The following is a 15,533-nucleotide window of genomic DNA, read 5'->3' on the forward strand; positions in this document are numbered from 1 at the left end:
AATGCCTGAAGCTTTAAATAGATTATTAAAGCAATTTGATTTATTAATACCACTACTTATAGTTAGTGTTGTTATATTGATGGTAATACCTATACCTCCATTTTTATTGGACTTTTTACAATTAGCTAATATATCATTAGCTATTATTTTGTTATTAACTACAATGTATATTAAAAATGCACTTGATATATCTGCATTTCCTACATTATTACTAATAACAACTTTATTTAGATTATCTTTAAATGTCTCCTCTACAAGATTGATTTTATTACAAGGTAAAAATTTTCAAGGAAAGGTTATTAAAGCATTTGGAGATTTTGTTGTTGGCGGAAATTATGTAGTAGGTATTGTAATATTCCTTATTTTAGTTGTTATTCAATTCGTAGTTATAACACGTGGTGCTGAAAGAATAGCTGAAGTAGCTGCTCGTTTTACTCTTGATGCTATGCCTGGAAAACAAATGAGTATAGATGCTGACTTAAGCGCTGGAATAATTACAGAAGAAGAAGCAAGACAAAAAAGAGAAGATATAAGAAGAGAAGCAGATTTTTATGGTGCAATGGATGGTGCTTCAAAATTTGTTCGTGGTGATGCTATAGCTGGTATAATAATAACATTAATTAATATATTGGGTGGTTTGATAATAGGTGTATTGCAACAAGGTCTTGATATTGGTGAAGCAGCTCAATTATATACCTTATTTACTGTAGGTGATGGATTAGTTGCTCAAATACCTGCACTTTTAATATCTACTGCAACAGGTATTGTAGTATCTCGTGCTGCTTCTAAAGATAACCTTGGAAAAGATTTATTAAAAGAATTATCTTCTGAAAAAAGAGTATTATATATGGCTGGTGGCGTTATACTTTCATTAGGTTTATTTACACCATTACCAATATTACCTTCTATTATTTTAGGAGGAGGTATGCTTCTTTTAGCTTATTTAACAACAAGTGGATATTTTCAAAAAATGGTTCCAGCAGCTGGTCCAAAAGAAGGTTTTGAAACGCCTGTTGGGCAGCAATCTGAATCTGGTGAAAGTCAAAGAAAACCTTCATCTGGACCACCTTTGACCTCAGCCGAAGAAGTATCAGAAATTATTCAAAGCGATGTCCTTGAAATAGATATTGGTTATGGTTTAATACCTTTAGCTGATCCAAGCCAAGGTGGGGATTTGCTTGAAAGAATAACTATGGTCAGAAAGCAAATTGCATACGAGTTAGGAATTGTTATTAGCCCCATTAGAGTTAGAGATAGCGTTCTTTTAAGTGCTAATGAATATATTATTAAACTAAAAGGTGTAGAAGTTGGAAGGTTTGAGCTTTTTCCAGATAAATTATTAGCTATTAACTCTGGAATGGCTACAGAAGAATTATCAGGAATTCAAACAAAAGAACCTTCATTTAATTTAGATGCTTATTGGATTGATGAATCACAAAAAGAAGATGCTGTTAATTTAGGTTATACTGTAGTTGATTCTCCAAGTGTTTTTGCTACTCATTTATCTGAAATAATTAAAAAATATGCTCATGAAATTCTTGGTTCAAAAGAAACCGAAATTCTTATTGAAGGATTAAGAATTAAGGAACCTTCTTTAGTTGAAGAATTAACACCATTATTATTTAAAACTTACGAGATAAGAAATGTATTAAAAGAATTACTGTATGAAAGAATCTCTATCAGAAATTTACCTGTAATATTTGAAAAATTAATAGAATTAGGTAATAATGAAATTAAGGATATTGTTTCATTAGTTGAAGGAGTTAGAAGCGCTTTAGCTAGACAGATTTGTGAAAACATGAAATCTGGAGATGGAATTTTACATCTGGTTATTTTAGACAAAAATTTAGAAAATAACTTGAATAATTACACAATAGAATATGGTGGAAATTATACTTTAGCTTTATCTCCTCAATTGTCTCAACAACTTTTAGATAAAATTAGTCAGACACTTGAATCACAAATGATGAAAGGATATAATCCTGTTATTTTATGTAGCTCACCATTAAGATTTTATTTTTCACGTTGGTTGTTATCAAATATTCCAAATGTAAATGTTATTTCATATAATGAAATTATTCAAGAAATTCCTATTTCCGCTGATGAAAATATTGCTGTTTAGAGGTGAATGCTATGAAAGTTAAAAAATATATTGTTAACACAATCCCCGAAGCGATGGAAAAAATAAGAGATGAATTAGGTGAAAATGCTTATATTTTAGATACTAAAAGAATAAGTAAAGGGGGATTTTTAGGGATAGGTGGAAAAAAATATATTGAAGTTACTGCTGTACTTGACGATAATCCAGAAACTGTTGTAAAAAATATAAAAAGGCCATCAGGTCCAGGATTTTCTAATAATACTCAAGGAAAAATAAATGAAATTAAAGAAATGGTAGAAAGAAATAAAAAATTAGATGATAAAATCAAAAGAATAAAACGTGATGAAATGCTTGATGAAAATCCTTATGCACCTGGTAATGATAAACTTGAACTCACTGCAAAAAATGAAATTTTAAAACTTATCGAAGAACAAAGAGAAGTTTCTAAATTATTGGATCAAGATGCAGAAAAATTTTATAGTAATCATAAACAAAACGATTTTGAAAAATTAAATTATAGAAAAGTAACTTACAATAATCCATATAAAAAAATAAATAATAATTCTTTTCAACAAAGTAATCATAATAATATAAACAACAATACATCTCAAAATAAAACTCCAAATAGCGAATTAGTTGAAATTAAAAATTTAATAGAAAAATTATCTAAAAGAGTAATTCTTAACGGTGCAAATCCTTTAATATCAGAATTAATAGAGATATTAAAAAAACAAGATTTATCTGACAATTTAATAGAAGAAATAGTTAACAATATGCCTTCAGATATAACAAAGGAAAATTGGAAATCTAATAGGAATTTTAAAAATTTATTATTTGATATATTCAGAAGTAATTTAACTGTTGAGGTTCCAAATTTACATGGAACAATTATGCTTATAGGACCAACTGGAGTAGGTAAAACTACAACCTTAGCGAAAATTGCAGCTTTAAATAAATTAAATAGTAACAAAAAAGTTGCTATTGCTACTATAGATTTGTATAGAATAGCTGCAACTGAACAATTAAAAACCTATGCTGAAATAATGGATATACCAGCATCGGTATGTTATACTCCTACAGAACTTAAAACAACTGTTGAATCATTAAAGAATTATGATATGTTATTAATAGATACTGCAGGGAGAAGTCATAAGGATGATATACAAATTGGAGAGCTTAAGATGTATATAGACTCAATAAAACCAAATTTTATCTTTCTCGTTATATCTGCTAATATGAGGCTTAGGGATATGATAGATGTATATAATCGTTTTTCAATATGTAAGCCAACACATATTATCATTACAAAATTAGATGAAACTTCTTCATATGGCCAAATTCCATCTGTTGCAAAAGAAACTAAACTTCCAATAAGCTATATCACAACAGGGCAAAATGTGCCTAATGATATTGAAATTCCAAATTCTCAAAAAATCTTTAACCTCTTTTATGAGGAGTTGACATTATGAGTATAATAAAAGATCAAGCAGAAAATTTAAGAAAAACTTTTTCTAAAAATAAAACAAGAATAATTTTAGTAACTGGTGGAAAAGGCGGTGTTGGAAAATCTATTGTAGCTGTAAATACTGCGGTTAATCTGGCCAAATTAAATAAAAAAGTGTTAATTTTTGATACTGATGCTGGATTTGCTAATGCTTCTATATTACTGGGCGTATCTCCAAATGTAAGTATTAAAGATTATTTTGATAAAAAATTAACCCTGGATGAATGTATAGTAAAAACACCATATGGTATTAAATTATTAAGTACAGGTATGGATATAAAAGATTGGATATCATTTCAGAAAAATTTTACAAGAAAAGCTATTGAAGAATTTTTTAATATTGCTAAAGAACATGATTATGTTATTATTGATGTTAGCGCTGGGTATAATGAAAATTTAAAACCATTTTATATAGCCGCTGATAATATTTTATTGGTAACAACACCAGAACCTACGGCTATAGTTAATGCTTATACTGTAGTTAAAGCTTTATCTCTTCTTGAAGTCGATGGTGTTGTTGACGTTGTAATAAATATGATCAGAAAAAAATCCGAAGCCCAAACTGCTGAGCAAGTATTAAGAAAAACAATAAAAGAATATTTATATAAAGATATAAGACATGTTTTTTATATAAATTTTGATCACTTAGTGCATGATAGTGTTAAGTCGCAAATACCTATATCAAGTTTTAAACCTTCATCACATATTGCTAATGATTTAATGTCTATTGCTGAAAATCTTGAGAGTATATCTACTAACGTTGAAGCAAAAAATGATAATTTATTAAAAAAATTATTATTATTATTTGGTTTTTATAATAGGTGAAAATATGGATAAAAAAAATTTTATAAAAAGAATTTTCCTTGTTTTTTTTCCAGGTAATTCAATAAGAATATATATAAAAGATACAGTCTTAAAAGCAAAAATAAAAAGCTTTAAAGGCAAGGAGATAGAATTGATTACACCTAGATATGATTTTATACCAGGTGATAATGTCTCTTTAGAATCCATTTTTGAAGGTGCTTATTATCAAGCGGATTTTCAAATAATTAATGTTGAAAATTTTGGAGAATTTGAAGTTTTGATAAAATTAAAGTTGACGAGTAACTTTAAAATTAAAAACAAACGTTTATCTGAAAGACATTATATATCGATACCTGTAATTATTGAAGATAAATATAATGGTATAGTTTGGGATTTGAATGAGAATTTTTTAGGTGTTGTAATTTTAAATGATTATCTGAACGTAATAAAAAAAAACATAAGTATAAAGCTATCTATTAAAAATTATAATATAACTTTTCATGGTAGTATAAAAAAAATAAGACAAGAATTTTTTAATTTAAGTAAATTTATATTTGAAATAAAAATATTACAAGATCCTACAGGCCTTTTTGGTAAATATTTAAATATTATAAGTGGCGAAAATTTATTTGAAGATAAAACAAATCCGGAGGTGCAATCTAATGAATGAAGACAATTTAGAATTTTTTATGTCTGCTTTTCAAGAAATTACTAACATAGGTATGGGAAATGCTGTAAGTTCTCTTTCTATGATGCTGAATAAAAAGGTAGACATTTCTGTCCCTAACTTAGAAGTAATAAAACTTTCTGATATTTTTTTAAATATGGAAGAACCTGATGAGATATATGCGTGTTCTTATGTAAAAATGGAGGGTGAATTAGAATCTTCACTTGTTTTTTTAATAGAAAAAGATTCAGTTAAAAGATTAATTAAAGAAAGTGTTGGTTTAGAGATTAAAAATATTACAGAATTAGACGAAATGTCTTCATCAATGATTGGAGAATTAGGAAATATAATGTTTGGTTCCTATACCAGTGCTATTTCTCAATTTTTGAAAATAAATATACAAATTACCCCCCCCCCAAGTTGCTGTTGATACTTTTGCTTCATTAATAGCTGAATCTATTGTTATGAGTATTACATTTGAAGACGAGGTCATTTTAACAGAAACTGAAATACAAGTAGAAGATTGGGAAAACATTATAAAAGGAAAAATAGTTTTCTTAATGAATGAAGACAATAGAAATAAATTATTTGAATACGTAAAAAAGGTTTTTTATGGGGGTTAAAAAATGAAAAAAATAATAGGAATAGGCGAATACGCTGTATCAAAATCTCCTGATATATTAGTCACTTTAGGTTTAGGTTCATGCGTTGGAGTTTGTATTTGGGATAAAAATAAAAAAGTAGGTGGTTTAATACACGTAATGTTACCAAAATCACCTAATAGTAATGTTGTAAAACCGGGAAAATATGCAGATTTAGGAATATCCTTATTAATGGAAGAACTAAAAAAAATGGGTGGATCAAATTATACTGCAAAAATTTTTGGTGGTGCTGCAATGTTTAAAGGCTCATCAATGGATGTTGGTAAAAAAAATGTTGAATCAGTAAAGGAACAATTGAAAATTTTAAATATAAGAATTATAGCAGAAGATACTGGGGGAAATAGAGCAAGAAGCATAGAATTTAATTTAGATACTGGTGAAGTAATGGTTAAAAAGGTGGGTGGTGGTGAAAAAGTTGAAATTTTCAAATACTGAACTTATAATATATTTTTCCCTTTTTTTAATATTCTTATTTATAAATTTATTTATATCAAAAAATTTTTTTATTACCTCTCTATTAAGATCAATAATAAGCATAGCCGTTGTCATAATATTGAATACCACAATAAAGGCAGTGATTAATAAATAATGAAAAATATAAACAAAGATGATATAATAAAAAACTTTTTACCCAAAATAAAATATATTGCTTTAAATTTATTATCTACCCTTCCTAAAAATGTTGAATTAGACGATTTAATCCAGGAAGGGATAATAGGGTTGCTTCAATCGTTAGAAAAATACAATCCACAAAAAGGTGTGACTTTTTATACATTTGCTGTAAAAAGAATTAGAGGAGCTATGTTAGACTATTTAAGAAAAATAGATTGGCTTCCAAAAGATTTAAGACATAAAATTAAAAAAATGGAAGAAATTCTTGCTGAACAAAATATAGACGATTATATAAGTGATGACGAATTATCAGAAATGCTTGATATTTCCAAAAAAGAAGTTAAAAAACTTAAAGCTGAGCTTCATAGAAGTCAAATTTTAAGTTTAGATTCATTCTTAATAGGCACTAATGAATTAAATATAGAAATATCAAATGAAGAGAATGACCCAGAAATATTAGCCTATAAAGATTTATTAAAAAATGAACTGAAAAAAGCTATATTAAGTCTAAATGAGAAAGAGCAATTGATCTTATCTCTTTATTATGAAAAGGAATTAACATTTAAAGAAATAGGAAAAATATTAGATATTTCTGAATCAAGGGTTTCTCAAATTCATTCTTCTATTATATCTAAATTAAAGAAAAAACTTGGTGGTGATTAAAATGCCTGATCCTATTAATTTTAGTATATCTTATATAAATAACGTTGATGTTTCAAACAATATTCAACATTTAAATGATGCACTAGTGGCTTCTAAAAGTACAAATCTTGAAGAACACGTTAAAAAAAATGAAGAAGCAAAATCTCAGGTGAAAAATACGGATGAAAAATCTGCATCACATGGTATTAATAATGAAAATAAAAATTCTTCAGAATATAAAAAAAGAAAAAGAGAAAAGAAGAAAGAAGAAGAAGAAAAAGAAAAAATAATAATAGATGAATATAGAGGACATTCTTTAGATGTAAGAATTTAGAATACGGACATAAGTCCGTATTTTTTATGCAGAGGTGATGATTATTTTAAATGATATAATGAATACTATAAAGCAATCAAAGAAGAAATTTAAAATAATAATTTTTCCGGATACATGGAATATAGAAAATTTAGTAGATCAAAAGGTTTTATTATATCCCAATTACGATGTATTTCCATTTGAATCAATTAAAATATCAAAAAAAATAAAGGCTTTAAGAATCAATACATTATTTAATTGTTTAAACAATGATAATAATATTATATTCACTACATTTCACGCAATTAGTAGATATACTATTCCAAAAGACATTTTTATTCAAAACATTCTAAAATTTAAATTAAATCAAGATTTTATTATTAATCCTTTTGTATATGGTTATGAAAAAACTTGGAATGTGTATGAATATGATGAATATTCTCAAAAAGGCTTTGTTAAAGATTTATTTATACCAATATATGAGTACCCTATAAGATTAGAACTATTTGATGACGAAATAACAAGAATAAATTTTTTTGATATAAATTCTCAAAAAAGCATTGAACATTTAAATGATTTTATATTTACACCTGGCTCAGAATTTATGCTTAAATTTGAAAATAACTATTATAATAATTTAAAAAAATTCCTTGATAAAAATAATTATAAAAATGTTTCTTTAGATATAGAATCATTTGAAACATTACCTGATATATTGTACAATCAAAAACAAACACTATTAGACTATATTGATATGAAAAATACTGATATATTTGTTATAAATGAAAATGAAAGCATAAAATCCTACTATAATAGAGAAAGAGAAAATTTAGAATTTATATTTTCTGACGTAAAAAAAGAGTTATATAAAGAATTTAGTGGAGAAAAAATTGAAAATATTTTAAAATTTAAATATAAAAATATCGAGGTTAATAAGCATAATCTTTTAGTAAAAAAAATTACTCCAAAAAAAAGAACTGAAGAAATTCCTATATTAGAATGGGATGATTTAAAAATAAATGATTTAATAGTACATGAGGATTATGGGATAGGTATATATAAAGGATTAGAAAAAGTTAAAACATATTTCGGAGAAAAAGAATTAATAAAAATTGAATATGAGAATAATGCTAAGGTTTTTTTACCTATTGAAAGAATCGATAAAATTACTAAATATGTTGGAGATAAAGATTTAGTAAAAATTGATAAAATAGGCTCTTCATCATGGCAAAAACGCAAGAAAAAAGTTGAAGAAAATATTAAAAGTAAAATAAAAGGATTGATCCAATTATACGCTTTAAGAGAACATACTACTGGTATTGTATTAAATGGTGATGAAGAAATAGAAGAAAAATTTAAAAAAACCTTTGATTATATAGAAACCATAGATCAAGAAAAAGCTATCGAAGAAGTACTAAATGACTTATCTTCTACTAAACCTATGGATAGACTCATTGCGGGCGATGCTGGGTTTGGAAAAACAGAAGTTGCTTTAAGAGCTGTTGTTAGAACTGTAAGTTCAGGCTATCAAGCAGCAATTTTAGTTCCTACAACAATATTAGCTCAACAATATTATGATAATGTAAAAGAAAGATTTGAAGAAGTTGGAATAACTGTAGAATTAATAGATAGATTTAAAACTCAAAAAGAAAAAGATATTATTATAGAAGGAATTAATTCAGGAAAGTTGGATGTAATAATTGGAACCCATGCATTATTAAACAAAAATATAAAATTTAAAAAATTGGGTTTATTGGTTGTTGATGAAGAGCAAAGATTTGGTGTTTTTCAAAAAGAAAAACTAAAAGAAATATCTCATGGCATAAATGTTCTCACAATGAGTGCGACTCCTATCCCTAGAACATTATATTTTTCTATAACTGGTTTAAGAGATTTATCAGTAATATCAACTCCTCCCTTTGGAAGAGTTCCTGTCGAATCCTTTGTGTTTAAATACTCAGATAAAATTATAAGAACTGCAATATTAAGAGAAAAATCAAGAGGTGGTCAGATATTATACATTCACAATAGAATTAATGATTTAGAAGAAATTGAAGAAAGGGTTAGAAAAATAGTTCATGAAGTAAACACCGTTGCAGTTCACGGAAGAATGCCAAAAAGATATTTATCTAAAATAATAAAAATGTTTTATAAAGGAGATATTGACGTTCTAATAGCTACAACAATAATTGAAAATGGAATTGATATACCAAATGCCAATACTTTAATAATAGATGATGCAGAACGTTATGGCATATCTCAATTATATCAATTAAGAGGAAGAGTAGGAAGAAGTAATAAAAGGGCATTTGCTTATTTCTTATATAAATCAAAACTTAAACCTGATACAATGAAAAAATTAGAAGCTATTAAAAATTTTTCAGGACCTGGAAGTGGGCTTAAGCTTGCAATGCAAGATTTAGAAATAAGAGGATTCGGAGATTTATTAGGAATTGATCAAAAAGGTCATATAAACAATGTTGGGTTGCATATGTATAAAGAAATATTAAATAGAACTCTAGCAGAATATTATTCTAAAGATTTTAAAACAAAAGATATAAAAGAAAAAATAGATTTAGAAATTAAAGGGATAAAAATGCCAATTATAATACCAGAAGAATATATAGAAAACCCTGTTGAAAGAATGAGAATATACAGAACTATTGCTAATGAAAACCATATTGAGAATATAGAAAATATAAAAAAAGATATTGAAGATAGATTCGGTAAAATGTCTGAAGAAGTCAATAATTTGTTAGAATATACAAAATTAAGAATTATTGCATACAAAAAAGGAGCAAAAAATATTGAAATATATGATAATAGTTTAATTATTGAATATAAAAATCACTTAGACATTGATATAAAAACGCTAAGAAAATATTCTAAAAGATTTAATCACTTCTCTGATGAAAAGAAAATAGTGATTTATTCAATAGATTCGGAAAAAACATTATTTGAAATTTTTAAATAAGAGGAGTTTTATGCTCCTCATTAATTTGTAAAGAAATTGAATCAAAATAAAACTCATTCAAACGCTCGATTGCTAATCTAGAAAAAACGAAGAAAATTATAAAATAATGCTCTTCACCAAGTGAAAATTCTAAATCCTCGAAAATTTTCGTTTTCGCAAGTCGTATCAAACTCACATCCATGTTCGGTTTCACTCAATTTTGCATCCATGCAAAATTGACCTGCTTTATTCGAATTTTCATTCGTTTTATTTTTGAATTCCAGTAATAAATAATTTCACTATTAAAATAAAACCCCCTGTCTTTTGACAGGGGGAAAAATAAAAAGAGGGGCGCTACCTACTCTCGCATGGATTGCCCATACTACCATCGGCCCAGATATGCTTAACGGTCGGGTTCGGTATGGATCCGCGTGTGCCCATATCTGGTATCTGCACCCCTCAAAACTCATTCACATGTGCATAGTTACTTAATAAGGTCAAGGCCTCGGGCTATTAGTACCGGTCGGCTCAATACATCACTGTACTTACACCTCCGGCCTATCTACGTCCTAGTCTCGAACTGCCCTTACCTCCGAAGAGTGGGAAACCTCATCTCGGGGCCCGTTTCCCGCTTAGATGCTTTCAGCGGTTATCGGTCAGGTACATAGCTACTCAGCTCCTGCTCCTGGCGGAACAGCTGATTCACTAGCGGTACCCTCACACCGGTCCTCTCGTACTAGGTGTGACCCCCCTCAAGTTTCCTACGCCCGCAGCAGATAGGGACCGAACTGTCTCACGACGTTCTGAACCCAACTCACGTACCGCTTTAATGGGCGAACAGCCCAACCCTTGGGACCTACTTCAGCCCCAGGATGCGATGAGTTAACATCGAGGTGCCAATCCGCGCCGTCGATATGAACTCTTGAGCGCGATAAGCCTGTTATCCCCGGGGTAACTTTTATCCGTTGATCGACGGCCCTTCCACTCGGATCCGCCGGGTCACTAAGACCGTGTTTCCACCCTGCTCGACCTGTCAGTCTCGCAGTCAGGCAGGCTTTTGCCTTTGCACTCTCCTGTGGATTTCCAACCCACATGAGCCTACCTTCGCGCACCTCCGTTACTCTTTAGGAGGCGACCGCCCCAGTCAAACTGCCCACCTAACACTGTCCCATCACTGCTCTTCACAATCAATGGTTAGTAACCCATCATGATAAGGGTGGTATCCCACCGGCGGCTCCACCTACCCTTGCGAGCAGGTTTCTCTGCCTCCCACCTATCCTGTACATATCATGACAAGTTACAATGTCAGGCTACAGTAAAACTCCACGGGGTCTTTCCGTCTAACTGCGGGTACTGGGCATCTTCACCCAGTCTGTAATTTCACCAGGCCCTCCGCTGAGACAGTGTCCAAATCGTTACGCCATTCATGCAGGTCGGAACTTACCCGACAAGGAATTTCGCTACCTTAGGACCGTTATAGTTACGGCCGCCGTTTACCGGGGCTTCGGTTCGTACCTCTCAGCACTCCCCTTAACCTTCCGGCACTGGGCAGGCGTCAGACCCTATACGTCCTCTTTCCGAGTTCGCAGAGTCCTGTGTTTTTGGTAAACAGTCGCCTGGACCTTGTCACTGCGACTCCCCAATGCAGTTGCCTACATCAAGGAGCACCCCTTCTCCCGAAGTTACGGGGCTATTTTGCCGAGTTCCTTAGCGGAGGTTAGCCTGCTCCCCTTAGCCTTCTCAGCTCACCCACCTGTGTCGGTTTTCGGAACGGGCATACATTTCCCAGTAAGCGAGGCTTTTCTTGGCAGCCTGGCTACGACCTCGTTGGACCTTCGTCCTCCCCATCACGCTTCAGCCTCCACCGGCGGATTTACCTACCAGCTTCTTCGACCTTTGCGCTTGGATGAGCGTGCCACTTGCTCACGAGGCTTCGCCTTCTGCGTCCCCCCTCTTACTATCGGTCATGTATGGCACAGGATTCTTTACCTGTTTTCCATCGGTTACTCCTTTCGGATTCACCTTAGGTCCCGGCTTACCCTGGGCGGACGACCCTTCCCCAGGTACCCTTGGGCTTTCGGGGGGAAGGATTCTCACCTTCCTCTCGTTACTCATGCCCACATCCGCTCTTGTGCTTCGTCCAGCATTCCTCACGAATTGCCTTCTCCCTACTGCACAATGCTCCCCTACCAATCCGCAGATTCCGCAGCTTCGGGGTACAGCTTCAGCCTCCTTACATTTTCGGCGCAGTCCGCCTCAACCGGTGAGCTGTTACGCACTCTTTTAATGATGGCTGCTTCTAAGCCAACATCCCGGCTGTCTCTGGCAGTCCACTACCTTTCACACTTAGCTGTCCCTTTGAGCCCTTAGCTGGCGGTCTGGGCTGTTTCCCTCTCGACCATGGAGCTTTTCCCCCACAGTCTGTCTCCCAACCACTAAGTTACGGTATTCGGAGTTTGACAAGTTTCGGAGGTTACCCCCCTACGCCTATCAGTGCTCTACCCCCGCAACTCTTGGTTGAGGCCGTGCCTACACACGTTTCGGGGAGATCCAGCTATCACCAGGTTCGGTTGGCTTTTCACCCCTATCCACAGGTCATCCGAATGCGTTTCACTGCATACCGGTTCGGGCCTCCATTGCGTTTCACCGCAACTTCACCCTGCCCATGGATAGCTCACCTGGCTTCGGGTCTGCATACATTGACTTCACGCCCTTTTCAGGCTCGCTTTCACTTCGGCTCCACCTCTCCCGGCTTAACCTCGCCAATGCATGCAATTCGTGGGCACATTAATCAAAAGGCACGCGGTCACTCCGTAGAGCTCCCACTTCTTGTAGGCTTACGGTTTCAGGTTCTCTTTCACTCCCCTCCCGGGGTCCTTTTCACCTTTCCCTCACGGTACTCTTCCGCTATCGGTTGACGGGTAGTATTTAGCCTTGGATGGTGGTCCACCCTGATTCACGCAGGATTCCTCGTGTCCCACGCTACTTGGGAGAGTAATCCAGGAGTTCCTATGTATTTCGCCTACGGGACTTTCACCCTCTCCGGTGTACCTTCCCAGATACTTCGGCTATACATTTTTCACTCCCGAGCCTCATGCAGTTGGCTCCGATTACTTCCCGCTACCCCAGTTAGGCAACGGCTGCACCCTTTTACACCTAACTGGTTTGGGCTCCTCCCCTTTCGCTCGCCACTACTCAGGGAATCTCTTTCGATTTCTTTTCCTCCGGGTACTAAGATGTTTCCCTTCCCCGGGTTCGCCCCGGCTCTCGCCGGTCTTCGGGTTGCCCCATTCGGATATCTGCGGATCTACGCTCGCTTGCAGCTCCCCGCAGCTTTTCGCAGCTTGCCACGTCCTTCTTCGCCTCCCGTCACCTAGGCATCCTCCGTAAGCCCTTTTTACCTTGACCTTATCTTTCACTATGCACTTGTCAATGAGCTGGTGGAGTAGAGGGGACTTGAACCCCTAACCTTCTGCGTGCAAGGCAGACGCTCTCCCAATTGAGCTACTACCCCAACTCCTTCACTACTGAACAGAGACACCCATTCTTCTTTTCTCCTTAGAAAGGAGGTGATCCAGGCGCACCTTCCGGTACACCTACCTTGTTACGACTTAGCCCCCCTCGCTGACTCCACCCTCAATAGGCGTCCTCCTTGCGGTTGGACTACCCATCTTCGGGCGTTTCCAACTCGGGTGGCTTGACGGGCGGTGTGTACAAGACCCGGGAACGTATTCACCGCAGTGTGGCTGACCTGCGATTACTAGCGATTCCGGCTTCATGCAGTCGGGTTTCAGACTGCAATCTGAACTGGGGTAGGGTTTCTGGGATTCGCTCCACCTCTCGGCCTCGCTGCCCTCTGTCCCTACCATTGTAGCGCGTGTGTCGCCCAAGACATAAGGGGCACGATTACCTGACGTCATCCCCTCCTTCCCTCCGCCTCGTCGGCGGCTGTCCCGTTAGGGTTCCCACCTTTACGTGCTGGTAACTAACGGCAAGGGTTGCGCTCGTTGCGGGACTTAACCCAACACCTCACGGCACGAGCTGACGACGGCCGTGCACCACCTGTATAGGCTCCCAGTACCGAAGTACCAGGTCCCCACTATCTCTAGTGAGTACCACCTATATGTCAAGCCTTGGTAAGGTCCTTCGCTTAGCTTCGAATTAAACCACACGCTCCACCGCTTGTGCGGGTCCCCGTCAATTCCTTTGAGTTTCATCCTTGCGGACGTACTCCCCAGGCGGCCCACTTATCGCCTTAGCTTCAGCACGAACGGTACTACCGCTCACACCTAGTGGGCATCGTTTACGGCTAGGACTACCCGGGTATCTAATCCGGTTTGCTCCCCTAGCTTTCGGGCCTCAGCGTCAGGTTTACCCCAGGAGACCGTCTTCACCACCGGCCTTCTTACCTGTATCTACGCATTTCACCGCTACACAGGTAATTCCGTCTCCCTCTAGTAACCTCAAGTCTTCCAGTTTCAGACGCAACTCCTTGGTTGAGCCAAGGTCTTTTACATCTGACTTAGATGACCGCCTACACCCCCTTTACGCCCAGTGATTCCGGGCAACGCTCGCCCCCTACGTATTACCGCGGCTGCTGGCACGTAGTTAGCCGGGGCTTTTCTTTATCTACCCTCATCTGTGAGCCATTCCCTGCTCACTTTATTGTTCGATAAATTCAGGAGTTTACGTCCCGAAGGACTTCGTCCTCCACGCGGCGTCGCTGGATCAGGGTTTCCCCCATTGTCCAATATTCCCCACTGCTGCCTCCCGTAGGAGTGGGGGCCGTGTCTCAGTCCCCCTGTGGCCGGCCACGCTCTCACGCCGGCTACCCGTCGTCGGCTTGGTAGGCTTTTACCCTCCCAACTACCTGATGGGTCGCAGGCAGCTCCCTCAGCCATGCCTTAGCACGCTTTCACCTCTCGGTCTTATCCGGTATTAGCCACCGTTTCCAGTGGTTGTCCCGGTCTGAGGGACACTTTCCTACGCGTTACTCACCCGTTCGCCACTAGTACTACAGCCCGAAGACTGCCTCCTCGTTCGACTTGCATGTGTTAAGCACGCCGCCAGCGTTCGCCCTGAGCCAGGATCAAACCCTCCATCCAAGACTTCGAGTTCGATCTTAACTCTCACTTCTTACTTCCGCTGGGTGTCTCTGTTCACTTGTCAAGGAGCTTCTTCCTTTTTTCTCCCGCAGACCTCTTCGTCCGCGTCCGAGTATATATATTACCATCTTTCTTTCACTTTGTCAACTTACAACTTCGTTAATTTTGTT

The 15,533-nt window shown here is 35.5% G+C and carries 10 protein-coding genes, 1 tRNA gene and 3 rRNA genes; 10 read left to right on the top strand and 4 right to left on the bottom strand.

The window, feature by feature from the left end:
- Window position 1: 1 nt before the first annotated feature.
- From flhA to ACZ5CK_RS07315, 10 genes are all read left to right on the top strand, one after another.
- The gene (gene flhA, locus ACZ5CK_RS07270) at window positions 2-2,122 is read left to right on the top strand and encodes a flagellar biosynthesis protein FlhA (protein WP_464581159.1); all 2,121 of its coding nucleotides are present in this window, start codon (window positions 2-4) and stop codon (window positions 2,120-2,122) included.
- Window positions 2,123-2,133: 11 nt separating this feature from the next.
- Complete coding sequence (gene flhF / locus ACZ5CK_RS07275) at window positions 2,134-3,570, top strand: flagellar biosynthesis protein FlhF (protein ID WP_464581160.1); 1,437 nt, start codon at window positions 2,134-2,136, stop codon at window positions 3,568-3,570.
- On the top strand, window positions 3,567-4,430 hold the full coding sequence (locus ACZ5CK_RS07280; protein WP_464581161.1) for a MinD/ParA family ATP-binding protein: 864 nt from the start codon (window positions 3,567-3,569) through the stop codon (window positions 4,428-4,430). The genes flhF and ACZ5CK_RS07280 overlap by 4 nt, the downstream gene beginning before the upstream one ends.
- Window positions 4,431-4,434: 4 nt before the next feature.
- Complete coding sequence (locus ACZ5CK_RS07285; protein WP_464581162.1) at window positions 4,435-5,079, top strand: hypothetical protein; 645 nt, start codon at window positions 4,435-4,437, stop codon at window positions 5,077-5,079.
- Window positions 5,072-5,506, top strand: a complete 435-nt coding sequence (locus ACZ5CK_RS07290; RefSeq protein ID WP_464581163.1) for a chemotaxis protein CheC — start codon at window positions 5,072-5,074, stop codon at window positions 5,504-5,506. Before ACZ5CK_RS07285 ends, ACZ5CK_RS07290 begins: the two co-directional genes overlap by 8 nt.
- Window positions 5,507-5,540: 34 nt before the next feature.
- Window positions 5,541-5,699, top strand: a complete 159-nt coding sequence (locus tag ACZ5CK_RS07295; RefSeq protein WP_464581164.1) for a hypothetical protein — start codon at window positions 5,541-5,543, stop codon at window positions 5,697-5,699.
- A 3-nt stretch (window positions 5,700-5,702) separates the two neighbouring features.
- Window positions 5,703-6,173 (top strand): chemoreceptor glutamine deamidase/glutamate methylesterase CheD, encoded by a 471-nt coding sequence (gene cheD / locus ACZ5CK_RS07300; RefSeq protein ID WP_464581165.1) that lies wholly within the window; start codon window positions 5,703-5,705, stop codon window positions 6,171-6,173.
- Between the two features lie 153 nt (window positions 6,174-6,326).
- Window positions 6,327-7,013, top strand: coding sequence for a FliA/WhiG family RNA polymerase sigma factor (locus tag ACZ5CK_RS07305; protein WP_464581166.1), 687 nt, complete (start codon window positions 6,327-6,329; stop codon window positions 7,011-7,013).
- Between the two features lies 1 nt (window position 7,014).
- On the top strand, window positions 7,015-7,326 hold the full coding sequence (locus tag ACZ5CK_RS07310) for a hypothetical protein (RefSeq protein ID WP_464581168.1): 312 nt from the start codon (window positions 7,015-7,017) through the stop codon (window positions 7,324-7,326).
- Between the two features lie 37 nt (window positions 7,327-7,363).
- Window positions 7,364-10,279 (top strand): DEAD/DEAH box helicase, encoded by a 2,916-nt coding sequence (locus ACZ5CK_RS07315; protein WP_464581169.1) that lies wholly within the window; start codon window positions 7,364-7,366, stop codon window positions 10,277-10,279.
- Window positions 10,280-10,604: 325 nt separating this feature from the next.
- On the opposite strand, the gene rrf is transcribed toward ACZ5CK_RS07315, so the two are convergent.
- The 4 genes from rrf to ACZ5CK_RS07335 all read right to left on the bottom strand — a co-directional run bounded on the left by rrf (window position 10,605) and on the right by ACZ5CK_RS07335 (window position 15,363).
- Window positions 10,605-10,718, bottom strand: a 5S ribosomal RNA gene (gene rrf, locus ACZ5CK_RS07320).
- Between the two features lie 33 nt (window positions 10,719-10,751).
- Window positions 10,752-13,666 (bottom strand): 23S ribosomal RNA (locus ACZ5CK_RS07325).
- Between the two features lie 30 nt (window positions 13,667-13,696).
- A tRNA-Ala gene (locus ACZ5CK_RS07330) sits at window positions 13,697-13,772 on the bottom strand.
- 48 nt (window positions 13,773-13,820) lie between these two features.
- Window positions 13,821-15,363, bottom strand: a 16S ribosomal RNA gene (locus ACZ5CK_RS07335).
- Together the 16S, 23S and 5S rRNA genes with 1 tRNA gene alongside form the textbook arrangement of a ribosomal RNA operon.
- Window positions 15,364-15,533: the final 170 nt, after the last annotated feature.

Source organism: Marinitoga okinawensis (genome assembly GCF_055387075.1).